The organism is Desulforudis sp. DRI-14 (genome assembly GCF_052618305.1).
Genome location: NZ_JBQXEZ010000002.1, coordinates 143,173 through 163,848, shown reverse-complemented (window position 1 = coordinate 163,848; position 20,676 = coordinate 143,173). Strand labels below are relative to the sequence as shown.

At 59.9% G+C, this 20,676-nt stretch carries 25 protein-coding genes and 1 pseudogene; all 26 read right to left on the bottom strand.

The genetic code is table 11. From position 1 onward, the window contains the following. Positions 1 to 46 precede the first annotated feature (46 nt). The 26 genes and pseudogenes from rpsO to ACUM6F_RS02435 all read right to left on the bottom strand — a co-directional run bounded on the left by rpsO (position 47) and on the right by ACUM6F_RS02435 (position 20,631). Complete coding sequence (gene rpsO, locus ACUM6F_RS02560; RefSeq protein WP_425621621.1) at positions 47 to 316, bottom strand: 30S ribosomal protein S15; 270 nt, start codon at positions 314 to 316, stop codon at positions 47 to 49. Between the two features lie 85 nt (positions 317 to 401). Next, positions 402 to 626, bottom strand: a complete 225-nt coding sequence (locus ACUM6F_RS02555) for a hypothetical protein (RefSeq protein ID WP_425621620.1) — start codon at positions 624 to 626, stop codon at positions 402 to 404. A gap of 19 nt (positions 627 to 645) precedes the next feature. Next, positions 646 to 858 carry a hypothetical protein gene (locus ACUM6F_RS02550; protein ID WP_425621619.1) on the bottom strand — a complete coding sequence of 71 codons (213 nt, stop codon included), beginning with the start codon at positions 856 to 858 and terminating at the stop codon, positions 646 to 648. Between the two features lie 92 nt (positions 859 to 950). Next, positions 951 to 1,883, bottom strand: coding sequence for a bifunctional riboflavin kinase/FAD synthetase (locus tag ACUM6F_RS02545; protein ID WP_425621618.1), 933 nt, complete (start codon positions 1,881 to 1,883; stop codon positions 951 to 953). Continuing rightward, entirely contained in the window at positions 1,884 to 2,780 is an 897-nt protein-coding gene (truB, locus tag ACUM6F_RS02540) for a tRNA pseudouridine(55) synthase TruB (RefSeq protein WP_445348291.1), read from the bottom strand. It lies immediately after the preceding gene. Continuing rightward, positions 2,767 to 3,795 carry a DHH family phosphoesterase gene (locus ACUM6F_RS02535; protein WP_445348290.1) on the bottom strand — a complete coding sequence of 343 codons (1,029 nt, stop codon included), beginning with the start codon at positions 3,793 to 3,795 and terminating at the stop codon, positions 2,767 to 2,769. The genes truB and ACUM6F_RS02535 overlap by 14 nt, the downstream gene beginning before the upstream one ends. Further along, positions 3,788 to 4,144: a 30S ribosome-binding factor RbfA gene (rbfA, locus tag ACUM6F_RS02530; protein WP_445348289.1), complete on the bottom strand. Its 357-nt coding sequence runs from the start codon at positions 4,142 to 4,144 to the stop codon at positions 3,788 to 3,790. The genes ACUM6F_RS02535 and rbfA overlap by 8 nt, the downstream gene beginning before the upstream one ends. Before the next feature lie 11 nt (positions 4,145 to 4,155). After that, complete coding sequence (infB, locus tag ACUM6F_RS02525) at positions 4,156 to 6,693, bottom strand: translation initiation factor IF-2 (protein ID WP_445348333.1); 2,538 nt, start codon at positions 6,691 to 6,693, stop codon at positions 4,156 to 4,158. 264 nt (positions 6,694 to 6,957) lie between these two features. Further along, a pseudogene (locus ACUM6F_RS02520) lies at positions 6,958 to 7,101 on the bottom strand (translation initiation factor IF-2 N-terminal domain-containing protein); the annotation flags it as partial. 33 nt (positions 7,102 to 7,134) lie between these two features. Further along, on the bottom strand, positions 7,135 to 7,443 hold the full coding sequence (locus ACUM6F_RS02515) for a L7Ae/L30e/S12e/Gadd45 family ribosomal protein (protein ID WP_426377670.1): 309 nt from the start codon (positions 7,441 to 7,443) through the stop codon (positions 7,135 to 7,137). Then, on the bottom strand, positions 7,397 to 7,708 hold the full coding sequence (gene rnpM, locus ACUM6F_RS02510; RefSeq protein ID WP_425621612.1) for an RNase P modulator RnpM: 312 nt from the start codon (positions 7,706 to 7,708) through the stop codon (positions 7,397 to 7,399). Before rnpM ends, ACUM6F_RS02515 begins: the two co-directional genes overlap by 47 nt. A 151-nt stretch (positions 7,709 to 7,859) precedes the next feature. Continuing rightward, positions 7,860 to 8,933 (bottom strand): transcription termination factor NusA, encoded by a 1,074-nt coding sequence (gene nusA / locus ACUM6F_RS02505; RefSeq protein WP_425621611.1) that lies wholly within the window; start codon positions 8,931 to 8,933, stop codon positions 7,860 to 7,862. Positions 8,934 to 8,957: 24 nt separating this feature from the next. Then, complete coding sequence (locus tag ACUM6F_RS02500; RefSeq protein ID WP_425621610.1) at positions 8,958 to 9,419, bottom strand: ribosome maturation factor RimP; 462 nt, start codon at positions 9,417 to 9,419, stop codon at positions 8,958 to 8,960. A gap of 156 nt (positions 9,420 to 9,575) precedes the next feature. Next, complete coding sequence (locus tag ACUM6F_RS02495) at positions 9,576 to 9,806, bottom strand: cation transporter (RefSeq protein ID WP_425621609.1); 231 nt, start codon at positions 9,804 to 9,806, stop codon at positions 9,576 to 9,578. Positions 9,807 to 9,812: 6 nt separating this feature from the next. Continuing rightward, positions 9,813 to 10,145: a thioredoxin gene (gene trxA, locus ACUM6F_RS02490; protein ID WP_426377669.1), complete on the bottom strand. Its 333-nt coding sequence runs from the start codon at positions 10,143 to 10,145 to the stop codon at positions 9,813 to 9,815. A gap of 51 nt (positions 10,146 to 10,196) precedes the next feature. Continuing rightward, positions 10,197 to 10,382: an FmdB family zinc ribbon protein gene (locus ACUM6F_RS02485; RefSeq protein ID WP_425621607.1), complete on the bottom strand. Its 186-nt coding sequence runs from the start codon at positions 10,380 to 10,382 to the stop codon at positions 10,197 to 10,199. A 97-nt stretch (positions 10,383 to 10,479) separates the two neighbouring features. Further along, a complete protein-coding gene (locus ACUM6F_RS02480) occupies positions 10,480 to 11,262 on the bottom strand; it encodes a helix-turn-helix domain-containing protein (RefSeq protein WP_425621606.1) in 783 nt (260 codons plus the stop codon). A 153-nt stretch (positions 11,263 to 11,415) separates the two neighbouring features. Beyond that, positions 11,416 to 12,852: an ISLre2 family transposase gene (locus ACUM6F_RS02475; protein ID WP_425621589.1), complete on the bottom strand. Its 1,437-nt coding sequence runs from the start codon at positions 12,850 to 12,852 to the stop codon at positions 11,416 to 11,418. A gap of 123 nt (positions 12,853 to 12,975) precedes the next feature. Next, entirely contained in the window at positions 12,976 to 14,664 is a 1,689-nt protein-coding gene (locus tag ACUM6F_RS02470; protein ID WP_445348288.1) for a peptidoglycan D,D-transpeptidase FtsI family protein, read from the bottom strand. 94 nt (positions 14,665 to 14,758) lie between these two features. Then, positions 14,759 to 15,799 (bottom strand): endolytic transglycosylase MltG, encoded by a 1,041-nt coding sequence (gene mltG, locus ACUM6F_RS02465; protein WP_425621604.1) that lies wholly within the window; start codon positions 15,797 to 15,799, stop codon positions 14,759 to 14,761. 143 nt (positions 15,800 to 15,942) lie between these two features. Beyond that, positions 15,943 to 16,671: a hypothetical protein gene (locus ACUM6F_RS02460; protein WP_425621602.1), complete on the bottom strand. Its 729-nt coding sequence runs from the start codon at positions 16,669 to 16,671 to the stop codon at positions 15,943 to 15,945. 161 nt (positions 16,672 to 16,832) lie between these two features. Further along, complete coding sequence (locus ACUM6F_RS02455) at positions 16,833 to 18,287, bottom strand: VanW family protein (RefSeq protein WP_425621601.1); 1,455 nt, start codon at positions 18,285 to 18,287, stop codon at positions 16,833 to 16,835. 335 nt (positions 18,288 to 18,622) lie between these two features. Next, positions 18,623 to 18,883: a DUF1292 domain-containing protein gene (locus tag ACUM6F_RS02450; protein ID WP_425621600.1), complete on the bottom strand. Its 261-nt coding sequence runs from the start codon at positions 18,881 to 18,883 to the stop codon at positions 18,623 to 18,625. A gap of 28 nt (positions 18,884 to 18,911) precedes the next feature. After that, complete coding sequence (gene ruvX / locus ACUM6F_RS02445) at positions 18,912 to 19,367, bottom strand: Holliday junction resolvase RuvX (RefSeq protein WP_425621599.1); 456 nt, start codon at positions 19,365 to 19,367, stop codon at positions 18,912 to 18,914. A 1-nt stretch (position 19,368) separates the two neighbouring features. Then, positions 19,369 to 20,316 carry an aldo/keto reductase gene (locus ACUM6F_RS02440; protein ID WP_425621598.1) on the bottom strand — a complete coding sequence of 316 codons (948 nt, stop codon included), beginning with the start codon at positions 20,314 to 20,316 and terminating at the stop codon, positions 19,369 to 19,371. A gap of 39 nt (positions 20,317 to 20,355) precedes the next feature. Further along, complete coding sequence (locus ACUM6F_RS02435) at positions 20,356 to 20,631, bottom strand: IreB family regulatory phosphoprotein (RefSeq protein WP_425621597.1); 276 nt, start codon at positions 20,629 to 20,631, stop codon at positions 20,356 to 20,358. Between the last annotated feature and the right edge of the window lie 45 nt (positions 20,632 to 20,676).

The following is a 20,676-nucleotide window of genomic DNA, read 5'->3' as shown; positions in this document are numbered from 1 at the left end:
CACATTTCGTCTGCGGTGATAGCAAAAAAGGGGGGTATAGTCCCCCTTATTTACGCAAGCCGAGTTTTTCTACAATGGCACGGTACCTGGCAAAATCGTTTTCTTTCAGGTAGTTCAGCAAGGCCCGGCGCTGCCCGACCATCTTCAGGAGCCCTCTGCGGGAGTGAAAGTCTTTCTTGTGTTCCTTGAGGTGCTCGCTTAAAGAGTTGATGCGCTCGGTCAGGATGGCCACCTGCACCTCGGGCGATCCCGTGTCATTCTCGTGAATCCTGAATTTGCTGATAATCTCCTGCTTACGATTGGGGTTGAGAGCCAACGAAAAACACCTCCACAGATTATGCTTTGAATCGCTGCAAGCCAAGCGTGACGTCGGAGGTACGCTCACCCTAGCATGCAGTTCATCACTTCCCGATAATGGTGATCACCAGGCGGCCGGTGGGAATGTCCTTCACGACCATATCGAATACCCGTCCCGAACGCGCGGTAAAACCGCGAAACCTTGTCGCCGCGACGATCGTGCCGGGAATAGACCTGGCCGCCGACACAATATCAGCAATGCTTATATCCTGCTGGCGCATTTCTTTCAGGCGCTTGCGGGCGTGTTCCGTAATGATAACGCGCGTCATTGTTCACTCTTGACGCGCGTCATTGTTCACTCTTGGCCGCTTTTTCGGCAAGAAAGGCGAACAACGCGTCGCTGAAGGCCGCCAGATGCGCTTGTTCGATATCGGCCGCCCGGTATAACCCCTCCAGCTCATCCCTCAACTGCCTGAAGTCGTCGCTAAGGCAGATCATCGCTATGTGCTCGGCCCACTTCTTCATCTCTGCCTCGGGCAGTTTGAGAAGCGCGTCGTTCATAGTTGCAGCCCACCTTTACACCCGCCTTATTTTAGCATAGTCAAAAGCAGATGTAAACGTCATCCAACTTCCTTGGTGAACGGACGGCTTTTTTAATCAATATTGACCGCCCGGGCGGCACGGATATCATCTTCAATTTGCCGGATCAAATCCTGCACGCTGGCGAATTTCTTTTCGTCGCGCAGGCGCCGCTGAAAAAGAATCCTAATCGGCACCCCGTACAGGTCGCCCTGGAAATCAAAAAGGTGGACTTCAATGTTTCTGCTGTTATTGTTGTCCTTAAATGTCGGGCGCAAACCCACGTTGGCCACACCCAAGTAGGTTTCGCCGTCGAGTTGAACCTTGACCGCGTAAACGCCGTTCGGCGGGGTCAACAGGCTTTCGGTCAGCTCCAGGTTCGCCGTAGGGAAACCAAGGCTGCGGCCCCGCCTGTCGCCCTGGACAACGACCCCTTCAACAAACGGGTGGTACCCCAGCAGCTTCCGGGCCTCCTCGATACGGCCCGCAAAAAGCTCTTCGCGGATCAGGGTGCTGGAGACAACACGCCCGTCGATGCTTACCGGAGGGATAACATGCACTTCGAAACCGTGCAGGGCCCCGAGTTTCTTCAAAGTCTCCGGCGTGCCCTTTCCTTTGTAGCCAAAGGTGTAGTTGTAACCGACGAAGACCGCCTTGACGCTCAGTTCCCGAACCAGTACCCTGGCCACGAATTCCTCCGGCAAAAGCCTGGCGAAGTCGAGCGTAAACGGTACGGCGAGCAAGAGCTCGACGCCGAGGCGCGCAATCAGACGCTCCTTGGCCTGCGGCGAAAGCAGCATGGGAGGCGCCGCTTCCGGTCGGAGAACGGCGAGCGGGTGAGGGTTGAAGGTGAATATGGCCGGCGTGCAGCCGCTGGTCTGCGCTTTTTTGACCACGTCGGCGATCAGTTCCTGGTGCCCGCGATGCACGCCGTCAAAATTCCCCAGGCCAAGCATGATCCGCGGGTATTCGGTTTTGAGACCGTGAAACACGGTTCTTACATCCACCTACGGCGCCTCCCCGTCGTCCTGTCTCGCCCAGACCCATACGGGCCGAAAAGAAACTGGCTCGGTCTCGCAGCATTCGGCCACGGCTAAAAGCCCGCGATCATCCACCAGTCTTACGAATCCTTGCAGTTTTTCAGGCATTGAAGTTACGCCCGCCGCGAAGAGCCTTCTCCCCGAAAGGACAGCGGCCCTGGCGCTCGGCCTGACAACGACGCCCGGCAAAAAGGCCAGCGCTTCGTCCACAGCGATGAGTCTTTGTTTTAGTCTGCCCGCGGCGGCTGAAAACCTCACCTCTCCAAGCGTCAGAGAAGACTGAAGGTCAAAACTGCCAACCGAGGTGCGCAAAAGGAAAGAAAGACACGCACCTTTTCCCAGACGGCGCCCGGCCTCGTGGCACAGCGTACGGACGTAAGTTCCCTTGGAACAGTGCACATCGAACAAGGCACGGGGATGGCTTGTCCCCAGGCCGGCAAGGTGTACGGGCTTGATTGCATACACCTCGATGGCCCTCGGCTCGCGCTCCACTTCCAGGCCCTCGCGGGCGATTTCGTACAGCTTTCTGCCGCCCTGTTTTACGGCGGAAATCATGGGCGGAACCTGCATCTGCCTGCCTTCCAGGCTTTTGAGGGCGGCAAGAATCTCTTCCGCGCTCAGCGAGGAAGCATCATCGCGGGAGGTGATTTTTCCGAAAGCGTCTTGCGTGTCAGTTGTAAGGCCGAAGGTGACTTCGGCACGGTAGGTCTTATCGTTGGCGCTGAGAAACCGTATGCTTCTGGTCGCCCTGCCCAGGCAGATTACCAGGACCCCGCAGGCGCCGGGGTCAAGCGTCCCGCTGTGACCGACTTTCTTTAAACCGCTCTGACGCCGGACAAAGCTGACAACGTCATGTGAGGTCATCCCCGGGGGTTTTAGGATATTTAGAATACCGTCCATGCAAACCCTCTCTTGCCGCCGCAACGGCAGCGTCAACCAGGCGTTGTTCAACTTCCTCGTAGGGGCCCTCGACCGAGCATCCCGACGCCCGGGGGTGGCCGCCCCCGCCGAAGAGCTGGGCCAGCTTACTGACGTCGACCGCGCGCTTGGAGCGGAAACCCACCTTGTACCGGTCGGGCCCTGTCTCCCGAAAGAAGAGGGCGATTTCGACGCCTTCGATCACGCGCGCGTAATTGATCAGGCCCTCCGCTTCGTCGTCGGTTGCTCCAGCTTCTCTTTCCATGCGGCGCGTCATTCTCATCCAGGCCACCGTTCCGCATGGACTGACCTTCAGCGTACCCAGGACGGCATGCAGCAAACGCAGCGAAGACAGCGGCTTTTCGTCGTAGATCAGCGTGCTGACCTCCGAGGGCGACAGGCCGCACTCGATCAGCCGGGCTACGCGGCGATGGGTCCCCGCGGTGGTGTTGTCGTAGCGGAAGGACCCGGTGTCGGTGGAGATCGCCGTATATAAACAGGTGGCGATATCCAGGCTCAACGGGACCCCCAGCAGCTCTCCCAGGTCGAAGACGATTTCCCCCACCGCCGAAGCCTTGGGGTCGATGTAATTGTAGTCGCCGTAAAGAGGCGTCGACGCATGGTGATCCAGGTTTAAGACAGCGGGCCCCGGCTTGTCGAGAAGTACCCTCAACGACTCGCCTGTTCTTTCCGGAACCGAACAGTCGAGCACGACAAAAAGGTCGTACTCCCCGGCCGGCACCCGGCCGATGACGAACTTGTCCGATCCCGGCAGGAAGGTGTATGTCGACGGGATAGGGTCGTTGCTGACAAGAGTAACCCTCTTGCCCAGGTGCTCGAGCATCAACCCCAGGGCGGCCGTCGAGCCCACGGAATCCCCGTCGGGCATGACGTGCCCGGCCAGAATCACGCTGTGCGCCTTGAGCAGTATGTCTGCTATTTCCCGCAGGCTTTTATTCATTACCCCCGGGCCTCTCCCTTTTCAGCTCGTCCAAAAGGGCGCTGAGGCGCATCCCTTCGCTTATGGAATGATCCAGCTTAAAGGTCAGTTCCGGAGTGTGCCGCAGCCTGATGCGCCGGCCGAGTTCGGTCCGCAGGTAACCCTGGGCCTTGTTCAGGACCTGCATGCACTGGGACTGCTGCTCCTCCGGCCCGAAGACGCTGACGAAAACCTTAACGTGCCTGAGGTCCAGAGAGACCTCGGCTCCGGTTACGGTGATAAACCCAAGGCGCGGGTCCTTCATCTGTTTCAGCAGGTCGGACAGCTCTTCCTTGACAACTTCAGCCAGGCGCTCCGGCCGGTAGCCCATCGCGGCACCTCCTAAAGCTCGCGCTTAATCATTTCGGTGGTGAAGAATTCAAGTTCGTCGCCTTCATGAATGTCGTTGTAGTTTTCCAGCGTCAGTCCGCACTCGTAACCCTGCGCCACTTCCTTGACGTCATCCTTGAAGCGCTTCAACGATGATAGCTTGCCCTGATGGATGACCACTCCATCACGAATCAGCCGCACGTTGGCGTCCCGTGTTATCTTGCCCTCGGTCACGTAGCATCCGGCGATATTGCCCAGCTTGGAGGCGTGGAACACCTTGCGGATCTCGGCGTGGCCCAGCACGACCTCGCGGTATTCGGGCTCGAGCAGGCCGGAAAGAGCGGCGCGAACATCGTTGATCGCGTCGTAAATAACCTGGTAGAGCCTGATTTCGACCTTTTCCCGTTCCGCAGCGCGGCGGGCATTAACGTCGGGCCTGACGTTGAACCCGATGATGATGGCATTCGAGGCCGACGCGAGAAGGATATCGGTTTCCCTGATCGCGCCCACTCCCTGGTGGATCAGGTGCACCTTCACTTCTTCCGTGCTCAGGCGTTCGAGGGCCTGGGCCAGAGCCTCCACAGAACCCTGGACGTCGGCCTTGAGAATAAGCGGCAGTTCCCTAACCTCGCCTTCCTGGATGCGCTTGAAGACGTCCTCCAGGCTGATCCGCCCGACGGCTTTGAGCTCTTCCTGGCGCTTTTTGGCCTGCCGTTTTATGGCGATCTGGCGGGCCACCCTCTCATCCTCGACGACGAAGAAGGTATCGCCGGCCGCCGGCACCTCGGAAAAACCAAGTATTTCAACGGGCATCGAGGGACCGGCCTTCTTGACCGAACGGCCCTTATGGTCGATCATCGCCCGCACCCTGGCAAATACCGGACCGGCAACAATGGCGTCGCCCGTCCGCAGCGTTCCGTTCTGTACCAGGACGGTAGCCACCGGACCGCGCCCCTTATCCAGTTTCGACTCCACGATCGTTCCCCGGGCCAACCGCTTCGGATTGGCCTTGAACTCGCTCATTTCCGCGACCAGGAGCACCATTTCCAGAAGTTCTTCGAGGCCCTGGTGCTTGAGGGCGGACACCGGGGCGGCGATAACGTCTCCGCCCCACTCCTCGACGACGAGCCCGTGCTCGGTAAGCTGCTGCTTGATGCGCTCGGGGTTCGCCTCCGGCTTGTCGATCTTGTTGATCGCGACGATGATCGGCACCCCCGCCGCCTTGGCGTGGTTAATGGCCTCCACGGTTTGCGGCATAACGCCGTCGTCGGCCGCCACGACAAGAATGGCCACGTCGGTAACCCGGGCGCCGCGCGCGCGCATCGCCGTAAAGGCCTCGTGTCCCGGGGTATCGAGGAAGGTTATCTTCTTGCCCTTATGCTGAACCTGGTAAGCCCCGATATGCTGCGTAATGCCGCCGTGCTCGGTGGCGGTCACATTGGCGTTGCGAATAGCGTCAAGCAGCGAGGTCTTACCGTGGTCCACGTGCCCCATAACCGTCACCACGGGAGGCCTGGGCTCCAGGTCGCCGGGATCGTCCTCCTGTTCCTGGACGAGCTGAACTTCCTCGATGTCTTCCTCTTTCTTGATCTCCACCGGGTAGCCCATCTCGCTGGCCACGATGGAAGCCGTATCGATGTCTATCTCCTGATTGATGGTCGCCATGACGCCAAGCATCATCAGTTCCTTGATGACGTCGGCCGCCTTGACGCTCATCTTCTCGGCAAGGTCCTTAACAGTCAACGCATCGGTCAAAACCACCGTACGTTTCTCGACCGGGGGCCTCTCCATACGCGCGGGGCGACGGCCGCGCGGCAGGAGCTTGGCCTCGCTGATCGACGGCTTGCGTTCATCCCACCGCTTTTCGCGAGGGCCACGCTCCTTGTTCGCCGCCAGGCGCTGCTGGGCAGCTCCCTTGTCGGGCTTCGCCTCGACAACCTGTGTCGGCGGTTTGGGAATAGCCTTGTTCAGGTCGAGCACGCGGCCTGGGCGGCCTGCCGCCGGCCGGGGACCGGCCGGTCGGGGGCCTCCGGGACGCGGGCCTCCGGCATACCCGCCACCCGGACGGGGACCCGGGCCCTGGACGCCACGGAACCCCGCGCCCTGGTCGCGGGCTGGCGGACGCCCATCGGGCCGGGCTCCCGCCTGTTGATGATGCGGCATGCCGCCGCCGGGGCGCGTCCCTACGCCGCGGTTGTCGCGGGGCGGCTGCTGGCCCTGGAAAGGCGGCCTCGGCGCCCCGCCCGGGGCCGCCGGCCTCCCCTGATACGGGGGACGGCCCGGTACGGCTTTGCCTTCCTGCCTGGCGGGCGGAGCGGGCCGGGGAGACGGGGCCGGCCCCGCCGGGCCTCGCGCGGCCTTGGTCCCGGCCTCGGTTGCCGCCGGCGGTGCCGTCTTGGCCGTCTCTTCGCGCCCCGGCGGGCGGGCCGGAGCCTCGCCGGGCGCCTGAACGCCGGGAGCGGGCTCGCGAGCCGGCTCTTCGGGCCTCTTCTCCGTAAGGAATGGCACCGGAGGCTTGATATTGCCGGGCAGGTTCAGCGGCCTTTCCATAAATCTCCGGTCGGGTGGTCGCTGTGGCACATTATCGACTAGACCTGGTCCATACTGGCTAAGGCGGACAGGGCGGGGCTTGGGCGCCGTCCCGGGAGCAGCGGGCCCGGGAGCAGCAGGCTCAGGCTGGGCCTTCCGCGCTCCGGCATCGGGCGGCGGGGCACCGGCCTCGGCACCCGGGCCGGCAGCCTGTTTCTTCGAAGGCTGCCTGCTCTCTTTGCGCCGCGCATCGGCGCCCTCTTTTGCGGCCGGTCTGCCCAGATGCCTGCCCACAGCGGCGATTTGCGCGTCATCCAGGGTACTCAAGGGTGATTTCACGCTGATACCCAGCCCGCTGAGAACATTCATCAGTTCCTTGCTCTCAAGACCCAGCTCCTTAGCAACTTCGTGTACTCTCTTTTTGCCCACCGAACCACCTCCAAATTACCGGGACACCAGGGCCTAGTCTTCCGGTTGCGTTAATAGGCTGAGAATCCTTTTCGTCAAATTATCGTCAAGCAGGGCAAGCACCGCTCTCGGCGATTTGCCGACGGCCGCGCCCAGCTCTCCTTTTTGTCCGTAAACGACGCAGGGAACACCGAACCGCCTGGCCAGCGCGACAAAATCGTCGCGCGTGCTGGGGGCCGCGTCGCCCGCGATAATGACCAATTTGGCCTGGCGCCGCTCCAGCTTGGCCCGCACGCCTTCGTCACCCGAAACCACGCTACGGGCTCTTTGCCCCAGGCCCAGCAGTTTGAATACCGAGTTCACGCCCTTCAATCGCCTCCCGGACCCGAAGTAATACCTCTTGGCCGATATTGCACTGCAAAGCCTTGGCCAGCCTCCTGGCATGGACGGCGGCGTCGAAGCAGCGGGCGTTCGGGCAGATGTAGGCGCCGCGCCCGGCCCGCTTCCCTGTCAAGTCGAGTTCTATATTTCCCTCAGGCGTCCTGACAACGCGTATTAACTCCCGTTTGGCCTTCATCTCCTGGCAGCCGACGCATTTGCGCAGAGGGACCTTCTTAACGCGCGCCACCTTAACCCCCCATTCAATCAAGAAGTGGGATGTGGGAAGTCGGATGTGAGGGTTTAGGGTGGAATTCGCGAAAGCGAATCCCTTCGAGTACTCACCTCTGACCTCTCGCCTCTCGCTTCCCATGTGTCAGACTACGTTTTTCAACGATCCTTTAGATTTCGTAGCCTTGGGATAGGTACTCCTGATATATCTCGGCCATCTGGCTCTCGCTCTTGATGTCGATCTTCCACCCCGTCAGCTTGGCGGCCAGGCGCGCGTTCTGTCCTTCCTTGCCTATCGCCAGCGAAAGCTGATAATCAGGAACGATGACGCGGGCTATCTTTTCGTCTTCCCAAACCTCGACGGCGATCACCTTGGCCGGGCTTAAGGACGCGGCAACGAATTTTGAAGGATCGGAATACCATCGCACTACGTCGATTTTCTCTCCGTTCAACTCGTTGACGATGGCCTGGACCCGCACGCCCTTGGGACCGACGCAGGCGCCTACGGGGTCGATGTTCTCGTCGCTCGAATAGACGGCGATCTTGGACCGGATCCCCGCCTCGCGGGCAATCGCCTTAAGCTCGACGATACCCTCGTGCAGTTCCGGCACTTCAATCTCAAACAGCCGCTTCAAAAGACCCGGATGGGTCCGCGACACGACAATCAACGGGCCCTTGCTGGTCTTCTTGACCTCCACGATGTAGGTCTTGATCCTTTGCCCCGGCCGGTAGATCTCTCCCGGAATCTGCTCGTTGGGGGTGAGTACGGCCTCGGCCTTGCCCAGCTCAATATAGCAGGTGCGTTGCTCGATACGCTGAATCGTTCCGGTAACGACGTCGCCCTCGCGATTGGAAAACTCCTCGAAGACGATATTACGCTCGGCCTCGCGAATGCGCTGAACCACAACCTGCTTGGCGGTTTGTGCCGCGATCCGCCCGAAGTTGCGGGGCGTGATTTCGGTTTCCACCACGTCGTCCAATTCATAGGCCGGATTGATCTTTCTCGCTTCTTCCAGGCTGATCTGCTGCCCGGGGTCTTCTACTTTTTCGACGACGGTGCGCTTGGCAAAGACCTTGACATCGCCCGTATGGCGGTCGATGTGCACCCTGGCATTCGTCGAAGAGCCGAAATTACGCTTGAAAGCTGACAGAAGCGCTGCTTCGATCGCTTCCAGCAAAACGTCGACAGCGATGGCCCTTTCTTTTTCCAGGTCGCGCAGAGCCGCTAGGAACTCAGTGTTCATGTGGCACCCTCCATACGTAACCCCCTATAGTTCAAGGGCCAGACGCGCGCTGGCGATAGAACTCCAAGGGATGATAATCTCTTCCTTGCCGGTGTCGAGGAGAACGCCGTCATCGTGACTGGCCTTGATACGTCCCAAAAACCGCTTGCGCCCGTTGATCGGCGCGAACGTCTTGATGTTGGCCAGACGGCCCTCGAATCGCACGTAATCCTCCCTCTTTTTCAGCGGCCTCTCCAACCCCGGAGAGGATACCTCCAAAAAGTAGGCGTGCGGTATGATGTCGACCTCGTCAAGGACCTTGTCAAGCTTTTCCGATAAGCCCTGACAATCAACAAGCCCGACTCCGCCGGGCTTGTCAATAAAAAGACGGAGGTACCATTGCCCTCCCTCTTTCACGTACTCGACGTCCACGAGTTCCACACCCTGAGCTTTTGCCAGCGGGGCAGCCAGCTCCTCCACCCTGGCCGCTACCTTATTGACGGTCACCTAAATCCTCCTCGTTCTCAACAAGTATTAAGACGAAGGAGTGGGGTCAACCCACTCCTTCGGAAAACTCCTCGCAATCCAAATCAAGGTAAGTATACCACAGCGTCGCAGGAGTTACAAGCACAAATAAGAAAAACGCTGCCGTCGAGCCGATGTTCAGATCGTTTTGTCCCGGACAGCGGCGACGTCGTACCCCGACCGGACGATGGCATCCCTGACAAGCCCGGCAACGGCCGGATCCCGCAGACGGACGACGACCTCCCCCGCAGGGAGGTTGACTTCCACCGCCGTCACTCCGTTAACGCTGCGGACGGCCTTCGCGACCGCGTTCTTGCAATGTTCGCAAGACATACCCTTAACGAGATAGCTCACTAAAGCCTCGTTCACATTCAACTACCCCAGTATCGTGTTGATTTTGTCCACGAGGGTGTCCTTGGCCACGTACCCCACTTCTTGTCCGACGACCTTTCCTTCCTTAAAGAAAAGCAGGGTGGGAATGCCCTTGATACCGAACTTGATGGCCAGTTCCCTGTTTTCGTCGACGTTGACCTTGCCCACTTTCATTTTGCCTTTGAACTCAACGGCCACCTGCTCAATAATAGGCGCGATGCTGCGGCAGGGTCCGCACCACGCCGCCCAGAAATCCAACAGCACAGGCTCCCGGCTCTGGAGAACTTCCTGCTCAAAATTGTTTTCGGTAATCTCGAGTGCCATCTGCAGAACCATCCTCCCAATTCTAAAAAGTTAGGGGAAACAACCGTCTCCCGTTTAAAACCTTCATCCGCTGGAACCGCTGCTGCTGCAAGTGTTCGCACCGCTAGAGCGCGGGGCAAAAAGCGAAAACTCCCGGCGGACGTTATCCGACAGACACTTGGGACACGTAACTCTGGCCCTTTCGGTTACGGGCAGCAAGACACTGAATTTATGCTCACAATTATTGCATTTGTATTCGTAAATCGGCATCGGGTTAACACCTTTCCCCCTGGTTCAAACTTCTTACTATTTTAATACAGAAGATTCCACCGGACAAGACCCAGCCGTCGAAAACGGAGCACGCCCGTCAGCCCGACGCGTTGCCACACCCCGACTGCTTGTACAACTGGATAAACTGCAGCACAAACTGGAGTTCGCTGCGGCTGAGGTTACACGCCATGTTCAAAATGGCCTGGACATTGGGGTGCATCAACAGCTCCCGCAGCTCGGGGTTCATCATGCTGAGCATCTGGTCAACGGCCCCGGGCTCCATGATGAAATAACAGGGAGTAACCCCCATGACCTGGGCCAGCTTTTCCAGGGTTTTCAGGGAAGGCTGAACTTTGCCCTGTTCGATCTGGCCGATCAGCCCGGCCGTGACCCCCGCCGCGCGCGCCAGCTGCGCCTGGGTCATTCCATATTCTTCACGCAGAGTTTTTAGTTTATGCCCCAGCGAACCCTCGTAGCTCATGAGGACGAGCGCCGAAACCCCGAGTTCCCTGGCGATTTGCTTCAGTGTCGCCAGCGAGGGGTAAACCGATCCCCGCTCGATTTCGCTGAGGTAGGAAGGCGAGATCCCGGCGGCGGAGGCCAGGTCATTCAAAGACATGCCCTTCTCCGTGCGGATCACCCTGATTTTCTCGCCGATGGAAAGGGCTCCGTCTTTGCCCGATCCCCCGTCCAGCAACCGCGCCTTGGAAACATTGAGGGCCGCAGCAAGTTTCTCGATGGTCTTCAGGGAAGGGCGCTTGGATTCCCGTTCGATTTCCGAAAGGTAGGAGAGAGACAGATGTGCCCGGCTGGCGAGTTCCTGGAGGGTGTAACCCCGCTCCTCACGCAGAAGACGGATCTGCTGCCCGCGAATAATCACGCTGATCACCCTCTAAATGAAGTGGCGAACCCAAAGGCGCATCAACAAGTTAATTATCTTCATTTTAATATAGTTGGGCTTTAGCGTAAATACGCTGGCACTAATACGGCCGTGTCAAGAGTTAGTAGGTAGACTCCCGTGGATTATTTTAGCTTACGCCGACAGTAAGGCCGGCAGAGAAGCCAATTGCCGCAAGACGTGTTTGACCCACGGTTCGCCGGCACAAGGGCCTTTGAGCGCCGGCATTTCTGCTCTGAGCCAGTTCTCCAGGTCCTCCCGTCTTAGCCTTTGCGGCTGCTCAATACCCCCAACGCGGATCACCTGCTCCAACAGCGGCGCATTCACGACGCCGTCAGACGCCGCATAAACCCTAAGTTCACCATTGGCACGGGCGGCCAGTAAACGAGCCATATGGTCTGCCCCGCGCGGAGTCCAGCGCGCTCCAATCCGTTTCATCCGCCGGGCCAGGGTGTGCCGTACCTGCCCCTCGATGGTGCCCAGCCTTTCCTCTTCCGGTAAAGTGCTGATCCCCTCCCAGTTGTCGATGAGGTATTGCTTCAGCTCTCGGATACGCTTCCGCGCCGCGCGCCCCCGAGCCTTCTTTAAGGCCCGATCCAAGACCGCCACGGTGGCCTCTTGATTCAACCTAGCAATGCAAGTGCTGACTTCGCCATAAATCTCTTCGCTGAAGGCCAGGGCCTCGGTCAAGCGCCGCCGGAGATGAAAGGGATCCAGGTGGTAGCTGGCCCCGGGGAAACAGGCCTTCCCCCCGTTCGCGATCCAGGGTGCTCCATCGCCTCCAATCCGTACTTGCGCTACTTTCTCTAAGGCCCACCGCTCGCCGAATACGGCGCTTGCCTCTTCCCAAATAGCTTCACCGTCGACCAGCCCGGCTACCGTCTGTCGCCCTTTTAAGGACCGGGGACACCCTTCTTTCCCTTCGTATCCCACCACCAGCTTGATCTCTCCGCCGCGTTCCCGGGTCCGTTGCTGTCTTACCCAGACGCCGTCGGCTTCGATGAACAGGGTGCGGATCTCTTTGCTCCCCGCCGGCACCGCGCCTTGTTCGAATATCGCGGCCCGTCGCAAGGCGCTGTGCTCAGCCGCACGTCGGCCGCTTTCTTGCACCCGCGACCAGATGGTCATGGCGCTGATCCCCGGCACTAAATAGCTGAGGATTTTCTCAGCCCGGCGAAAGGGCATCTCTGTCGCCAGTTCTACAGTCAGTTCGGTTATCCGCGGACTCATCCGTTGCCCCTCGGTTAACCCCAAGGCCTCGTCCAGGAGGAAACGGTAGTCGCCTGTCTCCGTATCCAGATACAAGCGCCTCTTCAATCTTAACTCGCCGAAGCTGGTGATCAGGGTCCGCTCACGGAACCCGACGCTCTTGTACTTCTTGGTGTCCCTCTGGGCGGCGAGTGCCCCGTCGATCTCTTCCAATGCCGCACGAAAAAGCCTGAGAGCCGCCTCTTGCACTAAACGCTGCATTCTCTCTTCCAGCTCTCTTACGTTGGCAACCGACCGTAAAATCTCGAAGATCCCCTTCGCCAACAGAAGGACTACCTGCACGATAAGGCGAACTTTGATCACGAGACCTCTCACTCCTTGCCCGGGAGTCGGCTGCCCTCCGGGGCAGCCGCCAGAGGTCTCTTTTCTTCGTAACCCCTCTGGTTACCTACTAAAGTCTTACACTACCCACTAATACAGGCGCAGTTAAGGCAAACCGCCTTGCTCAATAATAGCCCGGGCTATTTCGCGGAACAGGGGCGCGGCCGTCTTTCCCCCGCTTTCCGCGTTCTCCGCCAGAACGACGATGGCAAACCGGGGTCTGTCGAGCGGAAAATATCCCGCAAACCAGCCGCTGGTCCGCGTGCCGTCGCCGACCTGAGCCGTTCCGGTCTTTCCGGCGCTTCCCGGTCCGGCTAGGTAACCGCCCCGGCCGTTGCCGGCCGTCGTTACCAGTGTCATGAGTTCCCTCAGCGTGGCGGCCGTGCCCGGGGACACCGCGCGCTTTCCTTGATCGGCTGTCACAATCCGCAGCACCGTGCCGCCCTGCCGGACTTCCCGGACCAGCCGGGGTACGCGGTACACCCCGTCGTTTGCGATAGCCGCCACCATTGACGCCACCTGCAGAGGCGTTACCAGTACGGGGCCCTGACCGACCGCAGCGTTGACGAGATTGTACGGCTCGGCGATCATGTCCAGGTCCTGACGGGGATCGGGCGGGTAGGGAAACCCCAGCAGCCGTTGCTCGCCTAAACCCAAGCGCCGGGCATACTCGATAATCCCGTCGGCCCCGAGCTTGAGAGCGACTTTGGCAAACGTGGGGTTGCACGAGTTAGCGAAGGCGTCGGCGAAGGTCAGCCTGCCGTGGCCTTCATCCTTCCAGCAGGCGATCAGCTGCTCGCCGCGCCCGGCGCAGATAAACTCGCTGTCGGGCCTTACAATTCCCCGTTCAAGAGCGGCGGCGGCAACGACCGTCTTAAAGACCGACCCGGGCTGGTAGAGCGCAAGCGCGTGATTGACAAAAGCCTCCGTTTCCTTTAAAGCCTCGCCGGGCCGGCGCGGGTCAAAAACCGGCCGCGAAGCCATGGCCAGGACGTCGCCGGTTTGAACGTCCATCACCACCACGGCGCCTGAAACCATATGACGGTCCAGGACATCCTCGACAGCCTGCTGGAATTCCCGGTCGATTGTCAGGATGAGGTCCCGGCGCCCTGTATCACGCTCTTTACCCTCCACGTACCCCAGACCCGGGAGCGGTTTCCCGCAGGCGTCGACGTAGCAGCGCGCCGTCTTCACCGGGTAAAGGCCCTTAAGATCCGGCTCGTAATATTTTTCGAGGCCGGACTTCCCCACAAGGTCGCCCAGGCGGTACGGCTTACCGTACTGCCGGAGGCTGTTTAACTCTTCGGTCGATGCGATGGGGCCGACGTAGCCGATGAGGTGCGAAGCCCGTTGGTTTTCCCCGTATCTGAGCACAACTTCGGCCACATACACTCCCGGCCGCCGGGAGGCCTGGATGAGCTTCTTCTGCCGGACATCAAGGTTGTACGGGAGGCAGCAGGCGCTTTCCAGGGCCGTCTCGACCTCCCCGCGCGGAACATCCAGGACGGCGGCCAGCTCTTCGGCTACCTTCGCCCTGTCTTCCAGGAGCTGAGGGATGACCACAATCCTGTCGGCTCTCTCGAACCCGGTCAGAGGCACACCGTTGCGGTCGAGGATGTTGCCCCGCGGCACCTCCTCCAGGGAAACGCTGACCGAGACCTGCCGGGCGTTGGCGGCGGCAAGCCGCTCGTGCTCGGCGATCTGGATGACGGACAGGCGCCAGACGAGCAGCGCCAGACAGGTCACAAGCCCCCATCCGAGCATGGCTATTCTTTTTTGAGAAAATCCGGACACAGAAAAACCTCGCAGTCAGCTATCTAGTTACTAATAGTGTGACCGGAGGTTTCTTCCAGTATCCGCATCAGGAGCGGAACACCGTCAAACAGTCTCAGCGGTACTTGCGGATGTTCTCGTTGTGCTCGGCGAGCGAACGGGCAAAGGCGTGGCTTCCGTCCGCCTTGGCGACATAGTAAAGGTACGGGACCCTGGCGGGATGCACGGCGGCTTCAAGGGACGCCCGACCGGGGTTGGCGATAGGGCCGGGGGGCAACCCCACGACCCGGTAGGTATTGTACGGGGAGGCGACCTCGAGGTCCTTGTAGGTCACCTGCTCGGTGGCGGTCTTGCCGAGGGCGTACAGCACGGTGGCGTCGACCTGGAGCGGCATGCTCATGCGCAGGCGGTTATGGAGCACCCCGGAAATAACGGCCCGCTCGTGATCGATTTTGGCCTCGCGTTCGATCAAGGAAGCCAGTGTTACGGCCTGGTGAAAGGTGAGTCCGGCTTTGGCCGCCTCCTCATCAAGGTTGAGAAGCTCCGCCTCCCTGGCGAAACGTGAAAGCATCTGGTTGATGATGACCGTTTCCGTAACGTCCTTGCCGATGCTGTAAGTATCGGGGAAAAGGTAGCCCTCCAGGCGGCGCTCGCCCTCGGGCAGGCCTTTGACGAAGGCGATGCCGAAATCGTAATGGGCCGCCGCGTCCAGGAACCGTTCACGGTCGGCCAGGCCCTTTGCGGCGAGCAGATCGGCGATCTGCTCGGTATTGTAACCTTCAGGCACCGTGAATGAATGGAGCGTCCCCCGTCCGGCAACCAGCTGCACGATAATCTGAGGAACGGAATCGCCGGGGGAAAGGTCATACTCGCCGGCCCGCAACGACCCGTCGAGACCTTTATACCACGCATAGAGGCGAAAAGCCCCGGCGCTCCTGATGACATCCTTGTCGGCCAGCAGCCTGGCGATCTGGCCGCTCGTCACCCTGGGCGGGATCTCCACGCGCACCGTCGCCGTGCTGCCGGGAGCGGCCGGTCCCAGAGATGAAACCACGAACAGCCCGATAAGCCCTGTTGCAATCACGGAAAGAGCGAACAAAACAAGGGCCATGCGCAGCAGTTTGTCTTTGGTCACGGTATCGGTCAAAAACGGCACAACGGCAAGCTCCTCGGGCGTTCATCGGCTGTCGGCCGGAGCGCTGCAAAAAGCGACCGGCGTTGTTTGATTATACCATTTTCACGCCCGCCTTGGAAGCGCAACATCCCCTCCCGCTGCGGAACGCAGGCGGACCGCCGGGACTAATCGATAACCGTCCCCGCCGGCTGGTCGATGAGGACCATGGGTTCGATGAACCTCTTAACGACCTCATCGACGACCAGTTCCATATGCACCCCCTGCGTGGCCACCACCGGGATAATGGGCTTATAACGGTGGAACCGCTGGAGGAGCTTGACCGTGGTCGAGGTGACGCTGCGCGGCGTTTCATCCACTTTGGTCACGACCAGCACGTCGGCCTCGTCGAGCAGGATGTTCCCGGTGTCCATCAGAATCTCGCTCTTCATGTTCGCCGGCACCACGGAGACCAGCACGTCGGCGATCTGCCGGCTCTCGGGGGATTTATAGCCGTCGTTGATGCCGACGGCCTCGATCAGGGCCACGTCGGGGATGGTCGAAACCGGCGGGATGTCTTTTTGAGAGAGGTGGCCCAGTTCCAGGACCGAGCGTACCTTGTTCAGGTCGTCCAGTGCCCTGCGGGCCTGCAGGATCAGCTGGTTCTTCTCCTTGATCAGGTTTACGCAGTGCCTCAGCACGCGTTCGATATCCTCGGCCACGTCGCGCCCGCTCTCCGGTATAGCGATGGTGACGTAGTTCGGGTCGACCCCCTTGTAGTAGTAGGGTTTTTCATCCTGCACCCCGGAGCCGACGGCCAGCGGCTGGTATCCCCTGGCCCTTAACCCCTTGTAGAGTTCGCCGACGACGGTCGATTTCCCGGAATCGTTCCTTCCGGCGACCACGATCTTTTTCACGGCGGCACCTCCTTCTCCAGCCTTCTTCAGGAGTAACTAGTTAACTATATGCCGGTGTAGTCTCTTTATTAAAGAAACAATAAACAGCAACGAACCAGCAGAGGCTGTATGCAAACAAAAAAACAGGCCCTGCAAAAGGACCCGTTTCCCTGGTATTTGCTTTAGCGGTCGGGCTGCTCTCCCCCGGCGGCCGGCGGCTGTTCTCCATCGGGAGGCGGCAGCACCTCGGGAACCGGCATGTCGGCAGGAGGTGAAATGGTTGCGGGCTGCGCTTTGACACCAACGGCAATGATTTTGTCGAGCGGGTGATAATGACTCGAAGGAAGCTTCTCCTTCCGCAGCTTCCCGTTATCCCATACCCACCGTTCCGCTTCCGCCTTGTATCCCCGCAACCCCTGGCGTTTGACGACTTCTTTCCCCGCCTCCAGGTCGGGATCGTCCTCGCGGAGCACTTTGGGTTCAAAAGTCTGCGTCACCCAGCTCTTGATCTCCACGCGGCGGTTTTCCCGGACGTGGCCGAAGATCTTGATGGTCAGGTGGGATTTCCCTATTTCGGAGCGTACGTACACATACGTCGGATCAGGGTTCCTGAACTTGAAGTCGATATGCCCGTAAACCACCGTCGCGTCCCTGCCGATCGGGACGTAAGTTACGGGAAGGGAATGGTGCGAACGCTCCACGATCTCGAGTTTGGCGAGAAGGACGGCGTTGTAGAGCGTCGAGGACACCTGGCAGACCCCGCCGCCCATCCCGTCCTGGAACTGGTTTTCAATAATGATCGGCGCGTTGCGGTAACCATGCTCAAGGGAGCGCGGACCGACGATTTCGTTGAAGGAAACCGTTTCCCCCGGGGCAACCAGGAGGTTGTTGAGGGCCGAAGCGGCAACGCTGACGTTGTAGGAGCGGTCTACAAGCTTGGGGTCGAAATAGGTCGTGTACTCGGCGATCTTTCCGGTGATACCCATGGCCCTGACTTCGTCCTCGGTATGCCGGGGGGCAACGCGCACCAGGCGCACGGCCACCCTGCCGCCGCTCTTCCCCTGCGCCGTTGCCACGATATCCCGGTAGAGCCGGTCGAAGTCAACCCGTAGGCCGTCCTGGCTGGGCACGATCTCCACCCGGTCGTTTTCGGTGATTGTGAAGCCGGCGTCGCGGGCCTCCCGCGTAAAGCCCCTTGCCAGCTGACCCACGATAAACTCCATCCGTTCCCTGTCGATCTCGGCGACCGTGCCGATCTCGCGGCCCTCTCGCTCCAGCCGTCGCCTTTCCAGCCACTGGCCTACGAAAAAGCCGCTTCTCCCGACCTTGAACGCGCGGTCCGCCATGCCTTCGGCGTCAAGGCGAAATCCGAGCTCCGCCAGGGTAACCGGCCAGCTGTAGCCATCCAGGACGAACGTTATGGGCGTCTCCCTCATCTCGGCCTCCAGGGCCCTGATCTTCGCCGCCGCCTCATCCCGGCTCATGCCCGACAGGCTGACGCCCCGTACGGTAACCCCCTCAAAAATTCTGCCTTCGTGCGCCTCGCTGGCGACCAGCCCCCAAAAGGCGCCAAAAAAAATAAACACGGCAACCAGAAGTCCAAGAATAACAAAAAAGATGTTCCTCTGGACGGTCACCGTGCTCCCTCCTCGGAGACAACTGAATGTGCACCATTAACTTTGAGGCGTGGCGCCTGACAGTGTGCCGGCAAAAAGCCAAAACAATGGTTTTGGCATAGGCGTCTGTAGGGTACGGCCGTGCTTTGGAAGTTATCCTGAGACTGCTCAAAAGCAAGCATGGCGCGGAAGGCGAAGCCGGCCAGCGCGGAGCGTACAGGGTGGTACGTGAGCACTGGGCGGCGAGCCTGACAAAGCCAGGCGCAGTTTTTCAGCGGTCTCCTGGCAGTACCAAAACATATTCGTGCCGGCCCCCCGTAAATCCTAGGAGGGCGTTGAAAAACCGCGCCGTCCTTTTAGTGCTCGCTTCCTACCTTTTCCTGCCAGGCGTCAGCGACTTTTTCCCACTCCTCGTCTTCGACGTCGATCAAAATCTCGTTACCCTCTTCGTCTTCCGCAAACTTAAAGATGACGACCTCGTCTTCCTGCTCGTCGTCGGCTACAGGGACCAGGATGGCGTATTCTTCGCCGTCAACCTCCAAAATGTCCAGCACGCTGAAATCGTGCTCTTCCCCGTCTTCATCCACCAGCGTAATGACCTCATCATCCGCGGCCATTTCATTCAACTCCTTTGCCAAGATATCCCTATTCTAGGGTACTGCACGGGGGCACGTCAAGGGACTCCGGGCGCTTTTCCCGGCAGCGCAGGTAGGAATCGAGAATAACGGCGGCCGCCATGGCGTCCACCACCTTCCTGCGCCGCGCCCGGCGGACATCGGCGTCGATCAGTATCTTTTCCACCTGCGCCGTACTTAATCTCTCATCCCACAGAATTATGGGCACCTTCACCGCTTTGCGGAGCTCCTCGACAAACTCCAGCACCTTCTGCGCCTGGGGCCCGATGGAACCGTCCAGTTTCTTGGGCAGGCCTACGACGACGCTTTCCACCTCACGGCTCGCGATTATCTCCGCGATGCGCCTGATGTCGTCGGCGGGCTTTCCGCGCACGATCGCGCCCTGGCCCTGGGCGGTGAGTCCCAGTTCGTCGCTCAGAGCCACCCCGATGCGCTTGTCTCCTACATCAAGTCCCAGTATACGCACCTCAAACCACCTTAATACAGAATTCAGGACAGGCTGCTGCGCAATAGCCACAAAAGCAGCACTTTGTGCGGTCCGCCAGCGCGCGCCCGCGCTCGATGCGCAAGGCCTCAAAGCGGCAGACTTTTACGCACTCCCCGCAGCCCCGGCACCACTCCTCGACATGAAGACGCCTGCCCGCCCGGCGAACGATCACCTTCAAGCCCTCGGGAACTTCCTGCCCGGAAAAGATCCTGGTGTTGTATTCGACTTCCACCATCGACTGCATGCCGACGGCAACGGCCGCCAGTTCGGGGATGGCCAGCACAGCCCTCAAGGCGTTTTCGGCGTCGCGGACCAGATGGCCGCCCGCGAGGGCCTTCATGCCGTAAATCCCTTTCCCGGCGCGCGCAGCCCTGCGAACAGCCGCGAGCATATCGTCGGACGAACCGCCCCGTATGCCTATGCCCGGCGGGTTGTACAGGGGGTGGATGACGTCGATGAGGTCTATCGCGCTCGCCGCCTCCACCGCCCCCACGTGATGGGTGGAGATGCCCACCGCGCGCACCAGCCCTTGCTGTTTAGCCTCCGCCAGGTACTCCAGGGCCTCCCAATGCCCGCGGATGTTGGCCGGCGACTCCATCTCGTGCAGCAAAAAAATATCCACGTAATCGCGGGAGAATTCCCGCAGGGCCCTATGCAGGCTGGCCTCCATACCCTTGCGCGTCCACGCGTAGGAGCGACCGACGACGACCACCGGTTCGCCCCAAGCACGCATCGCTTCGCCGACTACACGATAGGTCCCGTACAACTCGGCGCAGTCAAAGAAATTGACCCCGCGGCGCATCGCGTGCAGAAGGACGCGCCGGGCCTCTTCCGGAGGGAGGTTTGCCTGCAGGGGGCTTAGAGTAAGTGTCCCGAAACAAAGCCTGGAGACCCTGATACCCGTCCCGCCAAGCGTCGCGTATTCCATCAAAAACCCTTAAAAATCCTTTATAATCGTTATAAGACCCTACTTTCCAGTAGGGTCCTTGGCCGCCAGGTATGTTCTAAGTAACTCTTCCATCAGTTCGTCTCGTTCGACCCGCCGGATAAGGTTGCGTGCGTTCTGATGACTGGTGATGTAAGCCGGATCGCCCGAGATCAGATACCCCACCATCTGGTGAATAGGATTGTACCCCCTGTCCAGCAGGGCTCGATACACGGCAACCAGGATTTCTTCGACCTTGCTAGGCTCATCGGCGGGACGCTCGAATCTCACCGTCTCCTGCGAATGATCTGGGCTCATCACCACACCCCCACGCACCTTTAATATTAACTAAGCCTTAACCAA